16 protein-coding genes are annotated in these 20115 nt (G+C 51.4%); 13 read left to right on the top strand and 3 right to left on the bottom strand.

Annotated elements, in window-relative coordinates; genetic code table 11:
- Nucleotides 1-33: 33 nt before the first annotated feature.
- Together CRO08_RS05220 and CRO08_RS05225 are read left to right on the top strand one after the other, a co-directional pair.
- Nucleotides 34-1041, top strand: a complete 1008-nt coding sequence (locus CRO08_RS05220) for an ATP-binding protein (protein WP_073323736.1) — start codon at nucleotides 34-36, stop codon at nucleotides 1039-1041.
- Entirely contained in the window at nucleotides 1038-1544 is a 507-nt protein-coding gene (locus CRO08_RS05225; RefSeq protein WP_141398246.1) for a hypothetical protein, read from the top strand. The genes CRO08_RS05220 and CRO08_RS05225 overlap by 4 nt, the downstream gene beginning before the upstream one ends.
- Nucleotides 1545-1558: 14 nt before the next feature.
- Here CRO08_RS05225 and CRO08_RS05230 read toward each other — a convergent pair whose 3' ends face one another.
- The 3 genes from CRO08_RS05230 to CRO08_RS16940 are packed head-to-tail and all read right to left on the bottom strand — an operon-like array spanning nucleotide 1559 to nucleotide 5339.
- A complete protein-coding gene (locus tag CRO08_RS05230; RefSeq protein WP_097035325.1) occupies nucleotides 1559-3055 on the bottom strand; it encodes a TolC family protein in 1497 nt (498 codons plus the stop codon).
- A complete protein-coding gene (locus CRO08_RS05235; RefSeq protein WP_097035326.1) occupies nucleotides 3052-3849 on the bottom strand; it encodes an efflux RND transporter periplasmic adaptor subunit in 798 nt (265 codons plus the stop codon). The genes CRO08_RS05230 and CRO08_RS05235 overlap by 4 nt, the downstream gene beginning before the upstream one ends.
- A complete protein-coding gene (locus tag CRO08_RS16940) occupies nucleotides 3849-5339 on the bottom strand; it encodes a hypothetical protein (protein WP_097035327.1) in 1491 nt (496 codons plus the stop codon). Before CRO08_RS16940 ends, CRO08_RS05235 begins: the two co-directional genes overlap by 1 nt.
- Nucleotides 5340-5434: 95 nt before the next feature.
- On the opposite strand from CRO08_RS16940, the gene CRO08_RS05245 reads away from it, so the two are divergent.
- From CRO08_RS05245 to CRO08_RS05295, 11 genes are all read left to right on the top strand, one after another.
- Entirely contained in the window at nucleotides 5435-5773 is a 339-nt protein-coding gene (locus tag CRO08_RS05245) for a DUF3467 domain-containing protein (protein WP_097035328.1), read from the top strand.
- Nucleotides 5774-5849: 76 nt separating this feature from the next.
- Complete coding sequence (locus tag CRO08_RS05250; protein WP_097035329.1) at nucleotides 5850-7067, top strand: AAA family ATPase; 1218 nt, start codon at nucleotides 5850-5852, stop codon at nucleotides 7065-7067.
- Nucleotides 7061-7702 carry a DUF4276 family protein gene (locus CRO08_RS05255; protein ID WP_141398247.1) on the top strand — a complete coding sequence of 214 codons (642 nt, stop codon included), beginning with the start codon at nucleotides 7061-7063 and terminating at the stop codon, nucleotides 7700-7702. Before CRO08_RS05250 ends, CRO08_RS05255 begins: the two co-directional genes overlap by 7 nt.
- Nucleotides 7703-7713: 11 nt before the next feature.
- Entirely contained in the window at nucleotides 7714-8139 is a 426-nt protein-coding gene (locus tag CRO08_RS05260) for a hypothetical protein (protein WP_097035331.1), read from the top strand.
- Nucleotides 8140-8154: 15 nt separating this feature from the next.
- A complete protein-coding gene (locus CRO08_RS05265; protein ID WP_097035332.1) occupies nucleotides 8155-9201 on the top strand; it encodes an FISUMP domain-containing protein in 1047 nt (348 codons plus the stop codon).
- Nucleotides 9202-9212: 11 nt separating this feature from the next.
- Entirely contained in the window at nucleotides 9213-12248 is a 3036-nt protein-coding gene (locus CRO08_RS05270) for a hypothetical protein (protein ID WP_097035333.1), read from the top strand.
- A gap of 55 nt (nucleotides 12249-12303) precedes the next feature.
- Nucleotides 12304-12633, top strand: a complete 330-nt coding sequence (locus CRO08_RS05275) for a transposase (protein WP_073321178.1) — start codon at nucleotides 12304-12306, stop codon at nucleotides 12631-12633.
- A 17-nt stretch (nucleotides 12634-12650) separates the two neighbouring features.
- Complete coding sequence (locus CRO08_RS05280) at nucleotides 12651-13499, top strand: IS3 family transposase (RefSeq protein WP_176495016.1); 849 nt, start codon at nucleotides 12651-12653, stop codon at nucleotides 13497-13499.
- A 56-nt stretch (nucleotides 13500-13555) separates the two neighbouring features.
- A complete protein-coding gene (locus tag CRO08_RS05285; RefSeq protein ID WP_097035334.1) occupies nucleotides 13556-15913 on the top strand; it encodes a hypothetical protein in 2358 nt (785 codons plus the stop codon).
- A 19-nt stretch (nucleotides 15914-15932) separates the two neighbouring features.
- Entirely contained in the window at nucleotides 15933-18092 is a 2160-nt protein-coding gene (locus CRO08_RS05290) for a hypothetical protein (RefSeq protein ID WP_097035335.1), read from the top strand.
- Complete coding sequence (locus CRO08_RS05295) at nucleotides 18092-20035, top strand: hypothetical protein (protein ID WP_097035336.1); 1944 nt, start codon at nucleotides 18092-18094, stop codon at nucleotides 20033-20035. Before CRO08_RS05290 ends, CRO08_RS05295 begins: the two co-directional genes overlap by 1 nt.
- The last annotated feature ends 80 nt before the right edge of the window (nucleotides 20036-20115 follow it).

The raw sequence follows: 20115 nt of genomic DNA on the forward strand, positions 1-20115 counted from the left end.
TTACTAATTTTGGCAACTAAATAAAGGACCAAGATGATTAAAGAATTTCAAGTTCAAAATTTTGGCTGTATCGACTCGATCAGGGTTGAAAACCTGAAAGGCATTAACTTGATTGTCGGCCCGAATTCTTGCGGAAAATCGACCTTGCTCAAGGTCCTGTATGCGGCCAAGCGTTCTGCCGAACTTTTCCAGCGCGGAAAGAACGATGAAAGTTACCAGAGGCTTTTGCACAAGAAGCTTCGGTGGACTTTTCAGGTGGATTCGCTCCAGTCGCTGATAAAGAGAGATGCCTCGCTGTCGGCCAATGTGCAGTTCAAGGCGGATAAGGCCGAGGTGAATTTTAGCATTGCCAAGAAGAAAGAGGCCCCGGTGTGTTCGCCGTTCTTTAATAAGGTGAAACCGACTCCGGTCAATTCTGTTTTTCTCCCCGCCAAGGAAATTCTCTCTCTCCAAAAACTTGTCATCAAGACCCATGATTTGGATATGGAGTTTGGCTTTGACGAAACCTATTACGATTTGGCGATGGCGCTGAACTCGCCAACGACAAAGGGCAAGAATCCGGGCGGTTTTGCCAATAGCCGAAAGATGTTGAAAGATATTACCGGTGGCGTGGTCAGTTTTGACGCCAAGGAAAACCGCTGGTTCCTTAAGAAGGATGGACATACATTCCCCATAGAACTTGCATCCGACGGCATCAAGAAAATCGGTATTCTTGACACCCTGCTTGGGAACAGATTCTTGACAAAGTCCTCCGTTGTTTTTATTGACGAACTTGAATCGTCCCTGCACCCTACGGCAATCTCCAAGTTTTTGGATATTGTCTATGAACTTTCTGCATGCGGGGTGCAGTTCATTATTTCTTCGCATTCCTATTTTGTCGTAAAAAAACTATACCTGCTTGCCCAGAAAAATCGTCAGTCAATTCCTATTATTTCCCTTGATGGGGGCTATAGGGTAGATGATTTGCTGGATGGCATCCCAGAAGACAACCAGATTATAGCCGAATCGATTCGCCTTTACGAAGAAGAGATTGACCTGTGAGTACGGTAACTTTTGAAGAATCGGGAATGCAGTTTGGTCCCTTCGAAAATAAGGATGTCTTTGCTGCAGAAAAATTTTCCCAAAAGAAGCACCTTGTTAGTAAAAGTGTTGAATTCGTCTTGTTTCGTGGAAAAAAGGCCATCTTTTTAGAAGCAAAGAGTTCCATTCCGCAAAGCAGTGACGACATTAATAACATTTTTCTTCCTTCTATAGCGGAAAAACTTTCCGACACATTACACCTTGTTGCTAGTGACTATATGAAAATTCTTTCTGAAAGGGATTCATTGCTAGATCCGTTAAAAGGAAGAAATTGGGAACAGCTTTCGATTAACTACTATGTGGTTCTTAAGGGAATGCCCAAAGATCAGTTGCCTGCTTTACACAACATGTTTAACGCTTATCCCTTGTTGAATAAATTGAAAAAGATTTGGAGCCCGAATAAATCGGGTTGGGTTAAGGTGATAAACGATGTGAAGGCCCGTGATATGGGGCTTATAGCCTAAGGAATCGGCTAGCCCTATTCTGCGGTCAGGTCTTCGCGCAGCACGAGTTTTTCGTTTTTCCAGGTTTCCAGGCCGTTCTGCAGTAGCAGTTTGCCCGTGGCCCGCATCAGCCGCACGTCTATGATTCGGAGAGTGCGCATGTTTTCGAGCTGTCGGCGCTCCGCTTCGCGCAGGTCCTCTTCCATCTCGAATATCTCGCGGTAGTTGCTCTTGCCCATGGTGAGTTTCTTGAATTCCTCTTCGAGTTCCTTCTGGTGGTATTCCACCGCAATCTGCCCGTAGCGCCACTGTTCGCGGATTTCTTGCGCCCTGTTCTGCAGAATCCTGTATTCCTCGAAGATTTGCGCCTGCAACAGCATAAGCCTTGTGCGGGCGGCCCTTACGCTGTATTTCTGGGCTGATATGCGGTGCCTTTCGGCAACGCCGCCGAACAGCGGTATGTTTATCTCTATGCCGCCCGCAAGCACGGTCTGGCGCTTGCCCTCGGTCTTGAAGTTCCTCACGGCCTCGCGGGCCTTGTCGTTACGGCTGCGGATTCCGTAGTTGCCGATAAGGTCCACGGTAGGGAGCCAGTCTGCCCGCCTTGCCGAAAGTTCCGATTCGCGGAGCATGACCTCGGCCCCTTGCGAGAGGTAGCCCGGATGCATGAGCGACATGGAATCCAGGAATGTGAGCGAATCCAGCCTTGCCGCCGAATCGGGGGCGAGGTCCGGGTGCATGGCGATGGGGCGGGGGTCGTGGATGTATTCGCCGGACGACAGCGTGAGCAACAGCGTAAGCCTTGCCCCGCGCAGCTTGTCGAGTGCGTCAAGCCTTGCCGACTCGCGGTCGGAATACTCCGCCACGGCCTTGCTATAGTCAAGGGGCGAAAGCAGACCCTGCTTGAGCCGCTTGCCCGCATCTTCCACGATGTCCTTTGCCACGCGGGCCGATTCCGTCGCCGAGGCCAGGAAGCGGTCGGCGTAGTAGTAGTTCCAGTAGGCGTCGCAGAACTTTTCCAGGACATCGTTCAGGGCGTCGCGGTATTTCTGGTAGGCGAGTTCCCTGCGGAGCCTTGCCTGTTCCAGCTCGTTCGTGGCCGAGAAGAACAGCGGGCCGTCCTTCAGCAGGTGCTGACGCAGTTCACCGCCGAAGTAGAGTTCCGAGGTGTAGTCGCTGTGCGTGTAGGTGGCCTGGTTGAACCCCACGTTATATTCGGTGCCGGTGGGGAGCGCCCCCTGCACGCCAATCTTGTATTCTTCCTTTGTCTCCGTAAACAGTGCGCCGGGCCGCTCGGCGGCCTCCTTGAACGCGCGACCCACGAGCCTCGGCTCGAACTTGCCGTAGGCCCCCGTGGCCGCTTCGGATTCCGAGAGCCATGCGAACTTCGCTTCCGTCACGTCGGCGTTGTTCGTGAGCACGGCCTGTAGGGCCGTCCCGAAATCCAGGTACAGCGAGTCGCCCTTTTCTTCGGCGGCAAGGGCGGCAACTACAGCCAGGGTGGCGATGATGTTTACGGCGCGGAAACTCATTTAAGCAGGATTTTCCCCGTGACACCCGGTTCTACGGCCAGGTCCGTGTTGTCGAATATGACCTTCACGGTGCGCAGCATGCTGGACTTGTCCACCACGGGCGACACGAACTCGATTTTGCCCTTCTTGCGGCGAACCTGCTTGCGCCCGTCGAGCGAAAGGCTTACCTGTTGGCCGGGCCTTAGCTTGCCCGCCCTGTTCGCCACCACGTAGGCGACCATGCGGCAGGTGCGCACGTCCGCGATTTCGATGACGGGTTCCAGGCCCTCGACGCTTTCGCCCTTGTTCTTGGATATGGAAACGATTTCGCCGTCGAAGGGGGCGGTGAGAACGCGCTTTTCGAGCTCTGCCCGGGCGACATCGTGTTCAAGTTTCGCGCGTTCCCTTTCAACCTCGGCCGATGTGAGTTCGGCAGCCGCCACGTCGTGGTTCATCTGCTTTTCCCAGACCTGTTCCGCGCTTACGGAGTTGCTGTTCTCGAAAAGGTTGCGGGTCGCGTCCAGGTCCTTCTTGTAGGCCTGGAGCTTCGCCCTGGCCGAGAGTACAGCCGAGGAGTCGTTTGCCGTGATACCCGTGATGCGGACGCGTAGCCGTTCCTCGCGGTTCACGAGGTTCATGAGCGTGTCGCCCTTGCGCACGAACGCGCCTTCCTTGACCCAGATGCTGTCAATCTTCCCGGACACGGTAAACCCGACGCGGGCCTGGTTGATGGGTTCCGTGACTCCGTCGAACCCCTGCTGCGCAAGTGCAGATGCCGCGAGGGCGAGGGTTGTAAATAGGGCCTTGCCGAGCATCAGTCTGCCGCCGCGCTAGAAGAACTGGAAGACGGGCTGGATTCAACCGAGGAACTGGACCCTGCCGACGAACTCGAAGCTTCGGAAGAGCTGGAAGCCTCGGACGAACTGGACACGGGGGCCTTGGAAAGCTCGGTGAGCACCGTCAGCCCCTGCAAGTAGAGCCCGTTCTTCGCGTGGGCGGTGATGTTCATGCCCACGGTGTCGCCCGTCGCAAGGGAGTCGTCGAATGTCTCGAACATCTTGACGAACAGCGTGTCGGCCTTGATCCAGGCGTCGGCATTGGGGGACTCGTTGTCGGCATAGATGGACTTCTTGACCTTTGCAGCCTTGCTCCATTGGACCGTGGCGAGCGAGTCGGAGAACTTGACCCAGAGCGTGTCGTTTACCGAGAATGTCGCCTTGTAGCGGCTGCTTGCCGCCCAGGCGTTGCTCGTGACGGCATAAAGCCCGCGGTTCGTGGTAAAGGCCGCGTCGCCCGAAAGGTCTACGGTCAGCCTTTCGCCTTTCTTGGTGTAGCCCACGATGCTCACGGAGTAGGACTTCTCGGCGGCAAGGGGGGCCGTGTGCCGCAGGTACAGCGTGTCGCCCTTGATTTCGGGCGTGATGACCGTCGCGGAATCGCCCGCGAGGCTTACGGAAATGTTCTCCTTGCTGAGCGCCTCGCTGAACACGTAGTAGGGCGTGATGAGCGGCGAGAGGTTCTTGTAGCCCATGCGGTTGTTGTCCATTACGTTTGAAGATACGATGACGGGGGCGCTCTCCTTGAGGGTGTCGCGGACAAGGAAAATCCTGCCCATGTCATGCACGGCGTCGGAACGCAGGCGGGGGAGCGCCGTGTTCGAAAAGCGGTAGGTCTTGCCCTTGTAGGTGAAGGGTTCCGCCGAGAGCGTGAGGCCGGAATCGGCGGGGAGTTTCTTGAATGTGAAGCGGCCGAGCGAATCCGTCGCGGCGGAGAATGTTTCGGGGGCGATGTTCACGAAGGCCGTGTCCTGGTGCGCGAGGCGCAGCTTTACCTTGGGGGCGGGTGACTTTACGCCCGTGGCTTCTTCTTGCACATAGAGTTCGCCTGCGATACCCGCGTTCAACGGCGAAAGCCGCACGACGCGCGACCCGCTCGCCACCACGCCTTCCATGTAGCTCGATTCGCCCGTGGATGCCACCGTGATAATCTTGGGGGCGTAGTAAAGCGTGTCCTTCTTGTCAACCGTGTAGTGGCTGAAGGTGAAGGTGTGCTGGCCGTAGGGCAGGCCGTCTATGAAGAATGCCCCCGACTCGTCGGTAGAGGCCGTCTTCTGCTTGCCGGAACCGTCCATGTAGTCTATGGTGGCCCCTTCGAGGCCAAGCCCGGTGGAGCCGCTTACGACACTGCCCGAGAAGGTCCACTTGGAGTATTCGTCGTCCTCGGAATCGGACACGGAACAGCCCGAAACGAGAGCCGCCACGGCGAACGCCGTGACAAAGGATGTACAAAGTTTAACTAGGTTCATAAAACCCCTTGATATGCCTCGGAAATCTAGTAAAAGCCCCTCCATTTTACTAAATATCCAAAAGACATTAACCTTAAAAACAAAGGAATTGCAAAATGGCAGAAAACAAGCAGCCGCAAATCGAATGGAACGACAAGGACATGCGCACCACCTACGTGAACGCGACCAACGTAGTGGCCGGGCGCGAAGAGGTGATGATGATTCTCGGCGTGAATCGCGCATGGCAGATGAACCAGGAAAAGGTCGATGTCGCCATCTCCGACCGAATCGTGATGAACCCCTACACGGCAAAGCGCCTCGCCTTTATGCTCAGCGCCACCGTGCGCGCCTACGAAAAGAAGTACGGCCCGCTCGACATCGGCGTGAATACCGCCCCGGCGGCAGCCCCTGCCGCTCCCGCGGCCGCCAAGGCCACCGGCAAGTCGGCCAAGTAACGCCCGCTCCAACCGCCCCCCAAGGTCCGACCTCTTTGGGGGAGGGGGAGGAGCAAATTTCTTAAGGGAATTTTATATGCTGAAAAGTGTCACTCTGGAAAATTTCTTTGCGTTCCAGGAAAGAACAACGATTGAGTTGAATCCTGGAGTCAACCTTCTATTGGGTATCAACGGCAGCGGAAAAACTGCTTTTATAAATGCTCTTCGCTTGTTGAGTGAGGGGATAGTTGGTGATGGCTTGAATAAGCTTATCAATGTTACTTGGGGCGGTTTTGACAATATTGTCAATGCGAATAACGGCGAGAATCGAAAGGACTTCTTTAAGTTGCAGTTTGTTTTCTCTGCTGAAATGGTAAAGAGAAGAATTCAGAATTCCCGATTTGAAACCGATTTGAAATACGAAATAGTCATTCATTCAAAGGGAATGCAAGACTATTCTGTTGAAGAAACTCTCGAAAGTATTCCCAAAAAGCAGGCGCAAAAACCCTTCTCGTATTTGATAAACAAGGATGGGAAAGGCCGCATCTCTGTGCGTGATGGAAAACCCCAGAATCGAAACGCTTGTATTCAGTTGGAAAATTATAGCGGCGATTTGAAAGACAAAGAACTGATTGCAAGTCAGGCACTGGACAGGAAAAGGTATTTGCCTATATATATGTTCAGACAAATTGTTTTCCAGATGGCTATCTATAATTATTTTGATACGGGAATATTAAAAGTCCCTCCATTCTATAGTCCTGAAAAGAGATTGACTCATGATGGAACTAATCTTCCGTATCTGTTGGTTCAGATTCGAAGAGATGATGAAATGTATAAGAAATTGGAAGACAGTTTGCACAATGTCAATCCCAATTATAAGGAACTTTATTTTGAACCTTATGCGTCGCAGCTCTATTTGTCGTTGAAAGAACGGAATATTAAACATCCGATTGGGATAAATTTCCTTTCTGAAGGAACAATACAGTATTTGCTGCTTCTGTCGATTTTTTACAATAAAAATCGTGGAAAAATCGTTGCCCTTGACGAACCGGAACGTGGCTTACATCCTGATATGATAAAGTCTGTTGGCGATATGCTTAAGTTTGCAGCAAAAGAATCTCAATTGATTGTCGCTACACACTCGCCTTTGCTGTTGAATCAATTTGAGCTGGATGATATCATTATTTTCGAAAAGAACGAAAGTAATGCTGTAACAATCCGTAAGACAACGGAAGATGATTTCCCCGAAAATGACGGACCGATGCTTCCCGGTCAAATGTGGCTACGTGGTCAAATTGGAGGCAAACGTTGGTAACGGTAACAGTATTTGCGGAAGGTGGAGCCGTTGATTCGGGCGGTGTAGATGCGGCTACTATGGATAATAGCGCCTCTTTACGGCAATCTCTTAATCGAATCTTTTCAGAAACAATAGGGAAAAGGGATGGGGTTCAGATAGTTGTTGAAATGAAAGCCGGTTACAAGAATGTGTGCAAAGAATTCTTGAAAAAATCCGATGACTCCCTAGTTATGTATCTTGATTCCGATTGCGTTGCACGGGATATCCCAAAGTGGTTTGAAAAATTGAGCTTGAATGACCATATAACGATTCCTGATGATCGACGCAACAATATTTATTTTATGGTTCAAGAAATGGAAGCCTGGATTTTGAAGGACTTACATTCCTTGGAACTTTGGGCGGAAAAAGAAGGCTACGAGCGAAAAGATGTTTTCCCGTTGTCGCAACATTCGCTTGTGCGGGGTAAAAACATTGAATCCATAAAGAAACCTAGCGAAAAATTAGCGCTAATGGTCAAACATTTCTTTAGTAGAAATAAGAAGAAAGTCAAGTATGAAAAACTGAAGAACGCTCCAGCCATACTTGATTGTATTGATGTTGGAACTTTGAAAGCCAAAGATGCTGAGTTGACGAGATTTTCTACCACCTTTTAGGATAGATTCAAGTGCCCACGGACAAGGAAAATCAGTTTATAATCGAGTCGCTGGAACGGCGACAGATGATGGATGGCGCACCGGGCGACATTGTGCTGCCGGGTGGCATTGAACAACCCGAAGCCGTTATCGAGGCCCCGGCGGTGATTGGCGAGATAGAACAGCCCGTCAATGTGACCCCAAACGACGCCGACTTCTTGACCAGGGCGAGCATCAAGCAGCTTGCCAATACGGAATTTGTCCGCAACCCCGAGACTGGGCTTTATGTGGCAGAAAATTCCGGCGAACTAGTCAAGTCCGTAAACAAGGACTTGATAATAAACCCACAGAAAAATTTTGAAATACAACAGTCCGTGCCGCTGAGCGCTGCGGACATTCAAGCCTTGCTTGCCATAGACCCGGATAATCTGGGCGGCAAGGGCAACACAAAAGTTTAATAATAGGAGTATGAAATGAAAACGATTAAGAAAATTGGCTTGGTGAGCGCTGTTGCTTTTGCAATGCTTGCGTTCTCGGCTTGCGACGATGACAGCTCTAGTCCTGTAAAGCCTGAACCGGAAGTTTCTAGCGAAGCGGACGATGTCGAATCATCTTCGAGCGTCGAAGGCAAAAGCGAAGAAAAGGGATCCAGTGCGACTCAATCCAGCAGCTCTAGCGTCAAGTCTTCTTCCAGTAAAATCACTGATTATACTGGTGTGGAATGTGAAACCATAGGGTCCACCTATCGCGATGGACGAACAGGAATTCGCTATGTATGTGGTGAAGATTATAAGTACAAGGTCTGGGTGCCCGAAGAAAGTTCCAGTTCTGGGCCCTATGAACCGTTCGACCAAACTCTGCCTTTGAAAAAGTTTGAGGAAGAGCGCTACAAGACATTTATTGACTCGCGCAATGGCCGTGTTTATTATTACTTGACGATTGTCGGCCGTGATACGAACTATGTCAAGGATTCCATACAAGTTATGGCGCAGAATTTGAATATTGCCGATGTCACCTTGAAGGGCGGTGAAAACATGACCGACGACACGAAAATTGAGCGCTATTGCTATAATGATGACACCACCAAGTGCGACCGTTACGGCGGCCTTTACCAGTGGGCAGAAATGATGGGCTTCAATGATAGTTGTAATACAAGGAGTTGTGCCCATTTGATTCAAGAAAATCATCAGGGAATTTGCCCAAAAGGCTGGCGAATAATGAATATTAATGATTTTCAAATAGCTCTGACAAGTACCGATGATCACGCGAACGGCCTTCGTTCCGGTTATATTTTTTCTGGCAGCAATAAGAGCGGACTTTCTCTTACCGGGTCTGGCAGGTATTTCTACCAAGAAGGATATGAATATATAGACGAAGCCTTCTTTATGTTCTATCCAAGAGAAATATATGGCGAAACTGTGGGTTGTAGTCAAAATATTGGGCGCTATACAGATGGGGCAGGAATTTCAGGCGATTCTAAGCTTAATGCTCTTTCTGTTCGTTGCGTTAAGTTGAAATAAATTTTACATCAATGACAAAAATATCCAAGATAATCAACATGTCCAAGAAAACTTCCAAAAAAAACTCGCAGAGAAATTTCAATATTGAACCCCTTGAACCGCGCCTGCTTATGGCCGCCCATAGTGATATATTGACTGGGGCCATCGATGCTATTGAATCTTTTGATAGTGTTACGGCAAATCCGGCTGAAGACGAGGTTGATGGACTCAAACAGCAGATTGTGGGTGATTTTAATGATTATAAGGCGCTTGTCAATGCGGCGATTAATTCAATAGATTGGAGCTCCTTTACACAGGCGGAAGGGCAGAGCCTTCAAGATGCTGTTGGTGAATTTGTTAGTGATAAAATCCAGGGCTCAGAAATAAATGTGGGTTATACATCGGGAATTCTTGAATTCTCCTCGACAAGAAATATGAACATTTCTGGCGTGCCGGGCTTGGTAATCCCGAATCAGGTTTCTGCAGATGCTTCGGTAAAACTTGATTTGGCGGTTGATACTAATGGTGATCTGACTGCGTCCTTGAATAAAGCCGGTGTGAGCGTTGAAAATCTAGGCGCTGCAGCGACTTTCATGGGAATCGGCATTCAGGAAAAGGACCTTGACGATAAAAATGACCTTATGGTGTCGGTTGACAAGACCAACGGCAACAAAGTCGATGTGGACCTGGAATTCGGTATAACCAATCTTCCGTCGTCCCTTTTCTCGGTCGATTCTAGTTCGCACCTCAAGGTATCCAGTATCCAGAATCCGAACGTAACGTTCCCGGATGTTTCCTTCAATTCATCTGTATTCGACCTGGATTCCGTCATTCAAAAGATAAATACGGTCAAACTGCCGGGAAATCTTTCGCTTTCGAACCTCGATTCCCTGAAGGGAAATATAGCCAAGGCCTGCGCTATGTACCATTTGGCTGCATCGACAGACCCTGCTGTGGCTGTCGATGCGGACTTATTTAGCAATATGGTAAACAAGTTCATTGGGGTTACTTCTGGTATTACACTCAATGGGACAAAACTGGAATTCAAGTTGCAGCAATCTATGTCTTCTGATTTGGATATGGGTCTGTTTAAGGTAAGCAATGTTGCTGGCGACTTGGTACTTACTATGGATTTGAGCAACAAGGATAACCCCAGTGTCGAAAGCGTTAAGTTGAACGTCTCCGCGACGTCTTCCATGGCGGTGAATACGGGCTTGTTCTATGTGGATCTTGAAAACGCCAACTTTAACGCATTTGTCGAGATTGTTGCCGATGGCTCTGATTACAAGATTGGACCATCATCGAATATTAGTTTAGGCTTCGACAAGGTGACCCTTAAGTCGGGAAACTCGGCCAGTGCAGTTGGAATTTTTGAATATGATAATACGAGTTCGGGGAGTGCGGAATCCTTCAAGTATGACATCGCGACGGGTGAATGGGAATACCCCGACGCATTAAAGGATTATACAAACATTACCGGCAGCAACCTTGTCAATAGACTTGAAATGGCCATTCAAACTCTTTTGTTCCAACTGCGGAATCAAATTACAAAAGGGACTTCTGCTGAAACGCTTGGATCTATTGCCAAGGATTCCTTAGGTTCAATAATTGACTATGCCGAAATGCTAGAGAACTTTGAATCTGAGTTACTTGACAAGAACGAAACTTTCTACAAGGGAGCATTTGAAAACCTGGATGAGTTTGTTGAAAAACTGAACAATAAATGGACTTCAATATTCGGGGATGCTGCGACGCCTACGAATTTGATTACCATGACTTTGTATGATGAATTGGACAATGTAGTCTCCGGATCCAATGTTGCAAGCGGAAGTGTCAATCAAATAAGGAGGATCAATTTCCTCTTTAATATGGATGTAAACTTCAAAAGGGATATAGACCTTTCTCTTGGCGCCATGCTTGGCGAAGGGTCCTTTGCCAATGTGAAAACCAGTGGCAATGCTAGTTTTGAGGCAGGTGTTCAATTGGTTTTTGACATGGATGTTCAGTTTAAGCGAGAAACGCTTGAGGACAGTGAAACCGTATTTGCAGATGCTTTCTCGGGTGTGACCACTGCGGTAAACGAGAATTATTATACCGTCAAGATAGCAAAAGATACTTATGATGCTTCGACAGCGTTTGAATTTAAGGACAATTCTGACAAAACACTGAACTATGATTTTATAGATAACCGACTGTATATTTACGGTGATTCTGGTTTTGCCGTAAAAAGCTCCAAGGTTGGTTCTGCAGAAAAGAGTCTTTATGATTTGAACCTAAGCGGAAACGATGTGCAGGCAACTTGCCTAGTAAATGTTAGTTCGGCAACGAACAAGTTAAAATTAGATTTCAAAGAAAAGACCGGAACAATGCACTCGGTGGAAATTGTCCTTAAGGACATTTGTGACCTGAGTGTATCAGGCGTTACAAGCCAGGATTTACAGCGTGCCTTGGAATTGTTCTTGAGAAAGACGACGTTTCAAAATGAAAATAATGGTACTTCTAAGGAGAGTACCTACGGAATATATGTCGTTTATGTAAGGGACTCGTCTACCGCTGGGGAATACGAGATACGCTTTGGCTGTGATGCAAAGAAGATGAAGAATACGTCGCCGTATAGCCTGGAATCCTGCTCGGTGGATGGATGCACTTGTATGGTGCAGGATATGCGTGTGTCTGGTACCTTTGATGCAGAAAAAGATGTTGACAAAATTACGATTGATTCACTGGAAATTGATGTCTCGGAGTGCAATACCGTTGCGAGTGTGTATCAGAAAGTTAAATCTTCAATTACAGGAACGGACATCTCCTTAAGTTTTGATGGGACGAATCTCGTATTTACTTCTGCCAATACGTTGAGTATCAAAAAAGATTCTACGGCTGTGAGTTCGGATTCAGAAGATTTTGTAATTGCTCCAAAGAATGGGTCGTCGATTCGTGTTGATTTGGGTAATATTTCTTCAAGTACGACATTGCTTGAAGTTGTGCAAAAGATTGAAACTTACCTCGTCGGGACGACTATAACGATTGATTATGCAGGTAAAGACCACATGGACCATGCAGGAGTTTAATAAGAGGGTAGCATAAGCTACTATATTCATTGCGCAACCCCAAAAAGGTAAAACAATGGCAAAAGTCAACTACAACTCCGAGACAAGGGAACAAGTCATCAAACTGGTCCTGAAAGGCGAAAAGTCCGCAAATCAGATAGCCAAGGAACTCGGAATAGGGCCAAATACGGTCGGTAGGTGGGTAAACGAGTACCGCAAGGAACACAACCTGCCGAGCTATCGCGAGGAACGGCGCATCCGCAAGGTGTCCGTCGAGGAACTCGCCGCCAAGAACAGGGAACTGGAGAAGCTCCTGAAGAAACGCGAAAAGGAACTCGCGGACGAGAAGGAGACGGTAGAGATCCTAAAAAAATCCCTGCACATCTTTATGCGACCACACGACTGAAATGCGAGGCGATACACGTGAACCGCAAGAAATACTCAGTCAGGAAGATGTGCAGAGCTCTAGGAATACCGCAGTGTTCCTACTACCAGTGGTCAAAACAGGAAACGGCAAGGGCCGAACGCAAGGCCCGTGAAGAACGGCTTGTCCAGAAGGTCCGCGACACCTTCGAAGAAAACCACCGCGTGTACGGTTGCCCGAAGATGCTGGCGGCACTCCAAGACAAGGGTGTCGAGGTAAAGGTGTGGAAACTGCGCCGCATCATGCGCGAGAACGGTCTCTATCCGGTCACGCTCAAGAAATGGAAACCCTACCGCAAGGGCAAATGTGACTCCATGTACAGCGAGAACCTGGTGCAGCGGAAGTTCGATCCCGACAGTCTGAACGCCGTCTGGGCCGGCGACATCACCTACGTCAAGACTACGCTTGGCTGGGTGTACCTTGCCGTGGTACTTGACCTATGCAACAAGGAGGCGGTGGGTTATGCCGTGAGCAAGAACATCGACACGGAACTTGTCAAGCGCGCGTTGTCCAATGCCATCATGCAACGCGGCCATCACGACGGACTAATCTTCCATTCCGACCGTGGCGTGCAGTACAGCAGCATGGGCTACCGCACGATGCTCTCGGAGAATGGGATAACGCCCTCGATGAGCGCCCCGGGCTGCCCCTACGACAACGCCTGCATGGAAAGCTTCTTCGCAAGCTTCAAGAAGGAGATGGCCTACAGGCGAGACTTCAAGGACATCGAAGACGTGCGGGAGGCCGTTTTCAGGTACATCGAGCTGTTCTACAACCGGAAACGGCTCCATAGTTCGCTCGGTTACATGACACCGGTGGAATATAGGCTGTCAAAACAGGCTGCCTAGACCACAAGGGTATACCACTTAACAAGAAAAAAGGATATATTTTAACTTAACCGGTAATGAATATGGTTGTTCATGAACCCACTATTAAAAAAACTACAAATCCAACGGCTACGACTGCCGAACAGGCCAGGAATGCAAGGGATACCGCGGGTAATCCGGTATATGCCAATTGCGTCATATTCAAGGGTATCAGTGGAGACCGGTTCCATGTCGAGATTACTGATGGCGACCCCAGCAACGGCCAGAACGGCAAGGACCGTGCTGGCATTGCGGGCATACAGGTGCGCGGTCGCCACCACAAGCAGGACGTGGCAGCATCGACTGATATCGCCTATGGCGGAAACGATACCGTCAGGACATCCGGTGGCGACGATATCGTCGTGGGCGGGACAGGCAATGACCAAATCAATACTTATGGCGACGAACATTATGGCATTAATGACAACGACGTGGTGTTTGGCGACAATGCCAAGATGCTGTTCACCGACCGCGATGACGCCGCCACTACGGCATCCACGATAACGACCGCGGAATCCGTCATTTCGACTGACATGTCTGCCACCTATGACGACACCATTTTGACTGGCGACGGTGATGATACGGTGGTGGGCGGCCTCGGTGTCGACAAGATTGATGCTTCTGCGACTCCCACCGCTGATGGGACCCTTGATGGGGTTGATGTCGTGTCGCTCAACTTCGTGGATATCTCCACGCCGGAAAGCCTGCTTATGCGGCAGGGCGAGTCTGCCGGTGTCGTTGTCGATTCGAACTGGCACAATGTTTACCAGGCCGGCTCGCAGCAGAGGGAATTCGGACAGGACCCGACGGATGTGCATTTCCGTTACCATATCAACGGCAATAACGACGCCCCGACAGAAAAGGTTAACGCGTCCATGGATGCTGACACCGGCAACAATAAAATGTTCAAGACCTATGTCTGCGGTCAGGCCCATGACACGCTTACGCTTGAACTCTCCAACATACCCGCAAGCGAGAGCGATCCACGCGATGTCTATGTTTACATAAGCGGAATTGACAACGAGCGCGACGGTTACGACTATATTTTCAAGATTACGGGTAGCAACGGCCAGACCTACTTCCTTAACGACTGGATGGGCGACTGTTTCGATGGGGAATACAAGCAGGTCACCTGTACCAGCTATCAGAAGGGGGCTCTTGCATCTGGCATAACACCGAATGTTACGATGATTGGCAACTATGTTGTGTTCCGCAATGTGAAGGCTAGTTCGCTTACGGTAAGCATCAGCCGTTATGATTCCACCATGGGAGATGCGAAGTGGAACAATATTCCCGTATTTAGCGGTGTGCAGATTGTGAAGAGCTCTCTGCCGACCGAGGCTATCGAAGTTGGTGGCGACCACGACAAGGACCTTGTTTTTGGTGACGAGGCTAGGTTGCTCTTTGATTTGGATATCCCGTTCGCGGGTGACGAGAACGTAGCCGACTACAGGAACAGGGTAATTACATCGGAATCGGTTGCAATGACTGACGGCAATGTAGTGAAGGGAGCTGGCGATACGATTGTGACTGGCAAGGACCGCGATGTCGTCGTAGGTGGTGAAGGAATTGACGAAGTCTATTCCGGTGCTGGTGACGACGTGGTTATTGGTGACAGGGCATCGCTTAAGGTGGAGCACAACAATCCTGTCGGCGTGTTCAGCCAGAATGTTGAGATTGTCCTTGAGGACAACGACTATACCAAGGCACAGAGGCGGCGTTTCGTCGATGGCGACACCGGTATGAGCGTAAACGAGATGCAAGACCAGGTAAGGCAGGGGCGTATCGAGGGCATAGCCCTTGAGACTGCTGGCGACACGGGCGACCACGTGTATGACGAATCGTCCAAGAACCTCGTGTTCAACGGAAATCTGACTGCAACTGGATTCGAAGTCCCGGACATCGAATTTGCCGGTTCTGAAACGGCACCGGACGATGGCAATAACCAGACGGAGCCCGACGACAACAATAATCAGCCCCTGGATGGCGAAACCGGGAACGGTGAAACCGGCAACGGGCAAGGCAGTGAAACCGGGGACGGCGAAACCGGCAACGGACAGGGCGATGAACCTAGCATAACGACCATAGAGTCGTACGACATGCAAACTCCGCTGTTCCTTACTGCCGGTGAAACTGTGAAGGTCGTTTTCCACGAGTTCTACCGTGACACAAACTATGTCCCCAACCTGAAACTTATCTTTATCGGTAGTCAGGGCCGGTTCCCGGCTATCGATGCTGACCTTGAAACTGCTACCGGACCGCTGCACCTGGATATTCCGAGCACGTGGTGGTACTCGGTGGATGTGCCGGACCAGCCGAATGGCGAAAACGGTTGTTTCGAGATCTATTTCAGAGCGGAAGAAGACACCGTAGTGGTAGTATCCATCGCGCAGTAGCGTCTGGCACGGGAAAACTATGCCTCTCGATAAACAGCGCAAGATTTTCCACGAGTCGTGGTACCGTCTCGCGGGGAGCCGTATAGCTCTCCGTTCGAGCGTCCGCATTCACCGCCAGATGTATCGTGGCGTGTTGTGGTATGTGCTCTACGAGCCGTTCACCAACCAGTATTTCCGCCTGCCGCAGGGGGCCTATTCCTTTGTTTCTCGCCTTTCCGTGAGTAGGACCGTGGGCGAGATTTGGAACAGCATGCTGGAAAGCGGCGAGGGCGACATCCCGGGCCAGGGCGAAGTCATCGAGATGCTCGCGCAGCTTTACCAGGCCAACATGCTGCTTTATGACGGCGTGGAAGATGGCACGAAACTTTTCGACCGCGACAAGAAAAAGACCCGCAAGAAGGTCAAGTCCACCTTGCTCAATATCTTTTTCCTGCGAATACCGGTATTCGACCCCGACCCGCTCCTAAACCGTTTGCGGTGGCTAATCCGCATCCTGCTCAGTACGCCGATGATGCTGGTGTGGCTTGCGACGGTCATTGTCGCCGTCAAGTACGGTGTCGAGAACTTCGACGCACTCAAGGACCAGAGCGCGGGGTTCCTCGCCCCGTCGAACATTGGCTGGGTGTACGTGTGTACCGTGTTCGTGAAGCTGTTCCACGAGTTCGGGCATGCGAGCGTCGTCAAGAAATATGGCGGCGAGGTCCACACGCTGGGCGTGATGTTCATGCTCCTTGCGCCGCTGCCGTATGTAGATGCCACGGCGAGCTGGTCTTTCCGCAAGAAGCGTCACCGCGCCTTTGTGGGGGCCGCGGGAATGCTCTTCGAGTTCTTTATAGCCTCGGTGGCGCTCATACTCTGGGCGAACCTGGGCGGCGGCACGGCCCGCGCGCTCTGCTACAACGTGTTCATCATCTGCTCGGTCTCTACGGTGCTGTTCAACGTGAACCCGCTCATGCGCTTTGACGGCTACTACATATTGACCGACCTGCTGGACATGCCGAACCTGCAACAGCATTCCGTACGGCACCTGCAGTACCTTCTGGAACGATATGCCTTCCGTAAGCGCGACGCGGAACCGGTCGCCTTCAGGGCGAGCGAGAAGCTGATATACACGGTTTACGGGATATCCAGCGCTGTCTACAGGTTCTTCCTTTTTGCGGGGTTCATTGTCGCCATATCGGCCCACTACCTGATTCTCTCGTTTGTCATGGGCGTGCTCCTTTGCCTTACCATGGTGGTTATTCCGGTAGGCAAGTTTTTCAGGTATGTTTTCTGGGGGCCGGGGCTTTCGCAGGTCCGTAACCGTGCGGCAGTCTTGACGGTAGCCTTTTTTGCCCTGCTGTTTGCGGCGCTGTTCTACTTGCCTGTTCCCGATACGTTTACGGCCCCGGGCGTACTGGAAGCCCGTCATTACGAGAACACCATAGCGAACGAGGGCGGCTTTGCCACCAGGCTATACCGCGAAAGCTACAGTGCGGTAAGGAAGGGCGACACGCTCGTGCTCCTGGAAAATCTGGAAATCAAGTATGCCGCCGAGGCCAAGCGCTCCGAAATACAGGAAGCGCGGCAGATGTATTACCGTGCACTGAACGAGGCCCCCGAGGATATGCACCCGCTCGAAAAGCGACTTTCGGTATTGAAGCAGGAACTTGAAGAACTCGAAAAGAGCGAGAAGGAACTTGCCCTGGTTGCCGGGATGGACGGTATCTGGAGTGCGCCCGGCATCGAGGACTATCAGGGGCGCTGGGTAGGCAAGGGCGATTCGCTGGGCATCTTGCTGGATACGACCGCGTTCGATTTTTTGGCAGTGGTAAACCAGGAAGATGGCGCAAGGTTGTTTACGGACAAGCCCGTTCGCGCGTCGGTGCGCCTGCACGGCGATGTATTTAAGGAATTGAAGGTTGTCTCTGCCATGGCTATCCCCAGTGCGCAAGACCGCTTGCCCTCGAATGCGCTGGGTTGGCTCGGGGGTGGGGAAGTCGAGACGAAGAGCGACGGGTATTCGGAACAGACGGCGGAACCCGTTTACCTTGTAAGGGCCGAGATGCCCGATTCGATGGATGTTCGCCGCCTGCACGGAAGGACGGGCAAGATTCGTATTCAGCTTGGCTATGCTCCCTTGGCCGTCCAGGGGATACGCAAGGTACGGCAGGCGTTGCAAAAGTATTATAAGATGTGATGGACTTGACTGGCGACTATAGGCTTACTTCGTTGAAACGCGTGGAGAAGATTCCCGTGGGTATCGACGCCTTTGTTTTCAGGCTGGTCGGCCGTTTCAAGAGTCGTCGTTCCGTTATCAGGCGTATTCTGCGGACCGCACGGAAAATAGACAGCCTTGGCCGCAGTCTTTCGGAAAAGTCTGACGCCGAGTTGAAAGGGCGGATAGAAGGGCTTGCCGCCCTGCTCAAGCGCCCCGTCAAGGACTCGACCCTTTGCGAGGCATTCGCGTTGATGCAGGAGGCCGCTTTCCGGACGATGGGGTATAGGCCCTATGTGGAGCAGATTGCGGGAGCCCTTTGCCTTTATCGTGGCTATATCGCCGAGATGTCCACCGGCGAGGGCAAGACGATTACGGCCGCCATGTGTGCCGCGGTGCGCGGCTTGTCGGGTATGCCGTGCCATGTGATAACCGCCAATGATTACCTGGCAAGCCGCGACGCGCAGATAATGAAGCCGCTGTTTGACTATTGTGGCCTTACCGTGGGAGCCGTGACCGGGGCGATGAAGCCGGAAGAACGGAGGGCGGGCTATGCCGCCGCGATTACCTACTCTACGGCGAAGGAAGTGCTGGCCGACTTCTTGCGGGACCGTATCGCCATGGGGAAGATGCAGAATTTTTCGAAGCGGCTTCTGGACCGTTTTAGCTTGCAGGGCGGGGAGTTCGGCAGGGGCGTGGTGCAGCGGGGGCTATGCACCGCCATTGTCGATGAGGCTGATAACGTGCTGATTGACGAGGCCGTGACGCCGCTGATTATTTCTAGGGAGAACAAGAACGAGGGCTTTAACGAAAGCTGTAGGCAGGCCTACGAACTTTCGGGAAAGTTGCAGGAAGGAATCGACTTCCTTGTCGATGGCAAGTTGCGCACAATCCATTTCTTGACGGACATGGACGAATGGCTCGAAGGCCCCGCGTCGAGCGGCTTTTCCAAGGCTGCATTCCTGAAGGACCTGATTCGTCAGGCCCTGACGGCGCGGTACCTTTTTGTAGCCGGTCGCCAGTATGTCGTGGAAGAGGGGAAGGTCGTAATCGTGGACGAGTCCACGGGCCGCAAGATGCCCATGCGTTCCTGGAACGGCGGGCTTCACCAGATGATAGAACTGAAGGAAGGGCTGGAACTTTCGGGGCTCAAGGAAACTGAGGCCCGAATGAGTTTCCAGCGATTCTTTAGGCTCTACAAGAATTTCTCGGGTATGACGGGGACCGGTAAGGAGGCCCTCGGTGAATTCTGGACTATTTACGGGTCCCCGGTCCTCTGCGTCCCGAACCATCGTCGTTGTCTTCGCAAGATTTCCATGCTCAGGATTTTCTCTACAAAGGAAAGCAAGCGGGTCGCCATAGTCCGTGAAGTGATGAATGTCCATGCGACGGGCCGCCCCGTGCTTATTGGGACGAAGGATATAGACGAAAGCGAAACGCTGGCCGAAATGATTACGGCTCTCGGGCTTGAATGCCGCGTGATAAATGCCGTGCGTAGCGACGACGAGGCCGCGATTATCGAGCGTGCCGGACGCCTGGGCGCGATAACTGTCGCTACAAACATGGCCGGGCGCGGCACGGATATCAAGATACCTGACAAGGTAAAGAAACTTGGCGGACTGCACGTGATTGCCACGGAATGTAACCCGTCGTCTAGAATCGACCGGCAGTTGTTCGGGCGCGCCGCAAGGCAGGGCGACCCCGGCAGCGCAAGCCACTACGCAAGTTTTGAGGATGATGTGCTGCGCCGGAACCTGCCGGGACCGCTGTGGACCCTTATGCGGCATCTCGGACGGCTCTCTGCGCTCGCCGTGAGGTGGGCGCAGTATTCGGCGGGCAGAAAAGCGATGAAAAGTCGCCTTTCGGTGCAGCGGACAGACACCTGGCTGGAAGATTCTCTCGGCTTCAGTGGGAACGGCGTGTAGGACTGTGTAGAATCTACACATCGCCGTGACACAACTTTTACAAAAAATAATGCAACCCAGACAAAGTTTTTAGTTAGTTT

This window comes from Fibrobacter sp. UWT3 (assembly GCF_900230125.1).
Taxonomy (GTDB): domain Bacteria; phylum Fibrobacterota; class Fibrobacteria; order Fibrobacterales; family Fibrobacteraceae; genus Fibrobacter.

What these genes read in the sequence shown, in the direction of transcription:
- CRO08_RS05220 (WP_073323736.1), top strand. Translation starts at nt 34, where the DNA reads ATGATTAAAGAATTTCAAGTTCAAAATTTTGGCTGTATCGACTCGATC.
- CRO08_RS05235 (WP_097035326.1), bottom strand. Translation starts at nt 3,849, where the DNA reads ATGCTCGGCAAGGCCCTATTTACAACCCTCGCCCTCGCGGCATCTGCA.
- CRO08_RS05270 (WP_097035333.1), top strand. Translation starts at nt 9,213, where the DNA reads ATGACAAAAATATCCAAGATAATCAACATGTCCAAGAAAACTTCCAAA.
- CRO08_RS05275 (WP_073321178.1), top strand. Translation starts at nt 12,304, where the DNA reads ATGGCAAAAGTCAACTACAACTCCGAGACAAGGGAACAAGTCATCAAA.
- CRO08_RS05250 (WP_097035329.1), top strand. Translation starts at nt 5,850, where the DNA reads ATGCTGAAAAGTGTCACTCTGGAAAATTTCTTTGCGTTCCAGGAAAGA.
- CRO08_RS05245 (WP_097035328.1), top strand. Translation starts at nt 5,435, where the DNA reads ATGGCAGAAAACAAGCAGCCGCAAATCGAATGGAACGACAAGGACATG.
- CRO08_RS05265 (WP_097035332.1), top strand. Translation starts at nt 8,155, where the DNA reads ATGAAAACGATTAAGAAAATTGGCTTGGTGAGCGCTGTTGCTTTTGCA.
- CRO08_RS16940 (WP_097035327.1), bottom strand. Translation starts at nt 5,339, where the DNA reads ATGAACCTAGTTAAACTTTGTACATCCTTTGTCACGGCGTTCGCCGTG.
- CRO08_RS05285 (WP_097035334.1), top strand. Translation starts at nt 13,556, where the DNA reads ATGAATATGGTTGTTCATGAACCCACTATTAAAAAAACTACAAATCCA.
- CRO08_RS05290 (WP_097035335.1), top strand. Translation starts at nt 15,933, where the DNA reads ATGCCTCTCGATAAACAGCGCAAGATTTTCCACGAGTCGTGGTACCGT.
- CRO08_RS05230 (WP_097035325.1), bottom strand. Translation starts at nt 3,055, where the DNA reads ATGAGTTTCCGCGCCGTAAACATCATCGCCACCCTGGCTGTAGTTGCC.
- CRO08_RS05295 (WP_097035336.1), top strand. Translation starts at nt 18,092, where the DNA reads ATGGACTTGACTGGCGACTATAGGCTTACTTCGTTGAAACGCGTGGAG.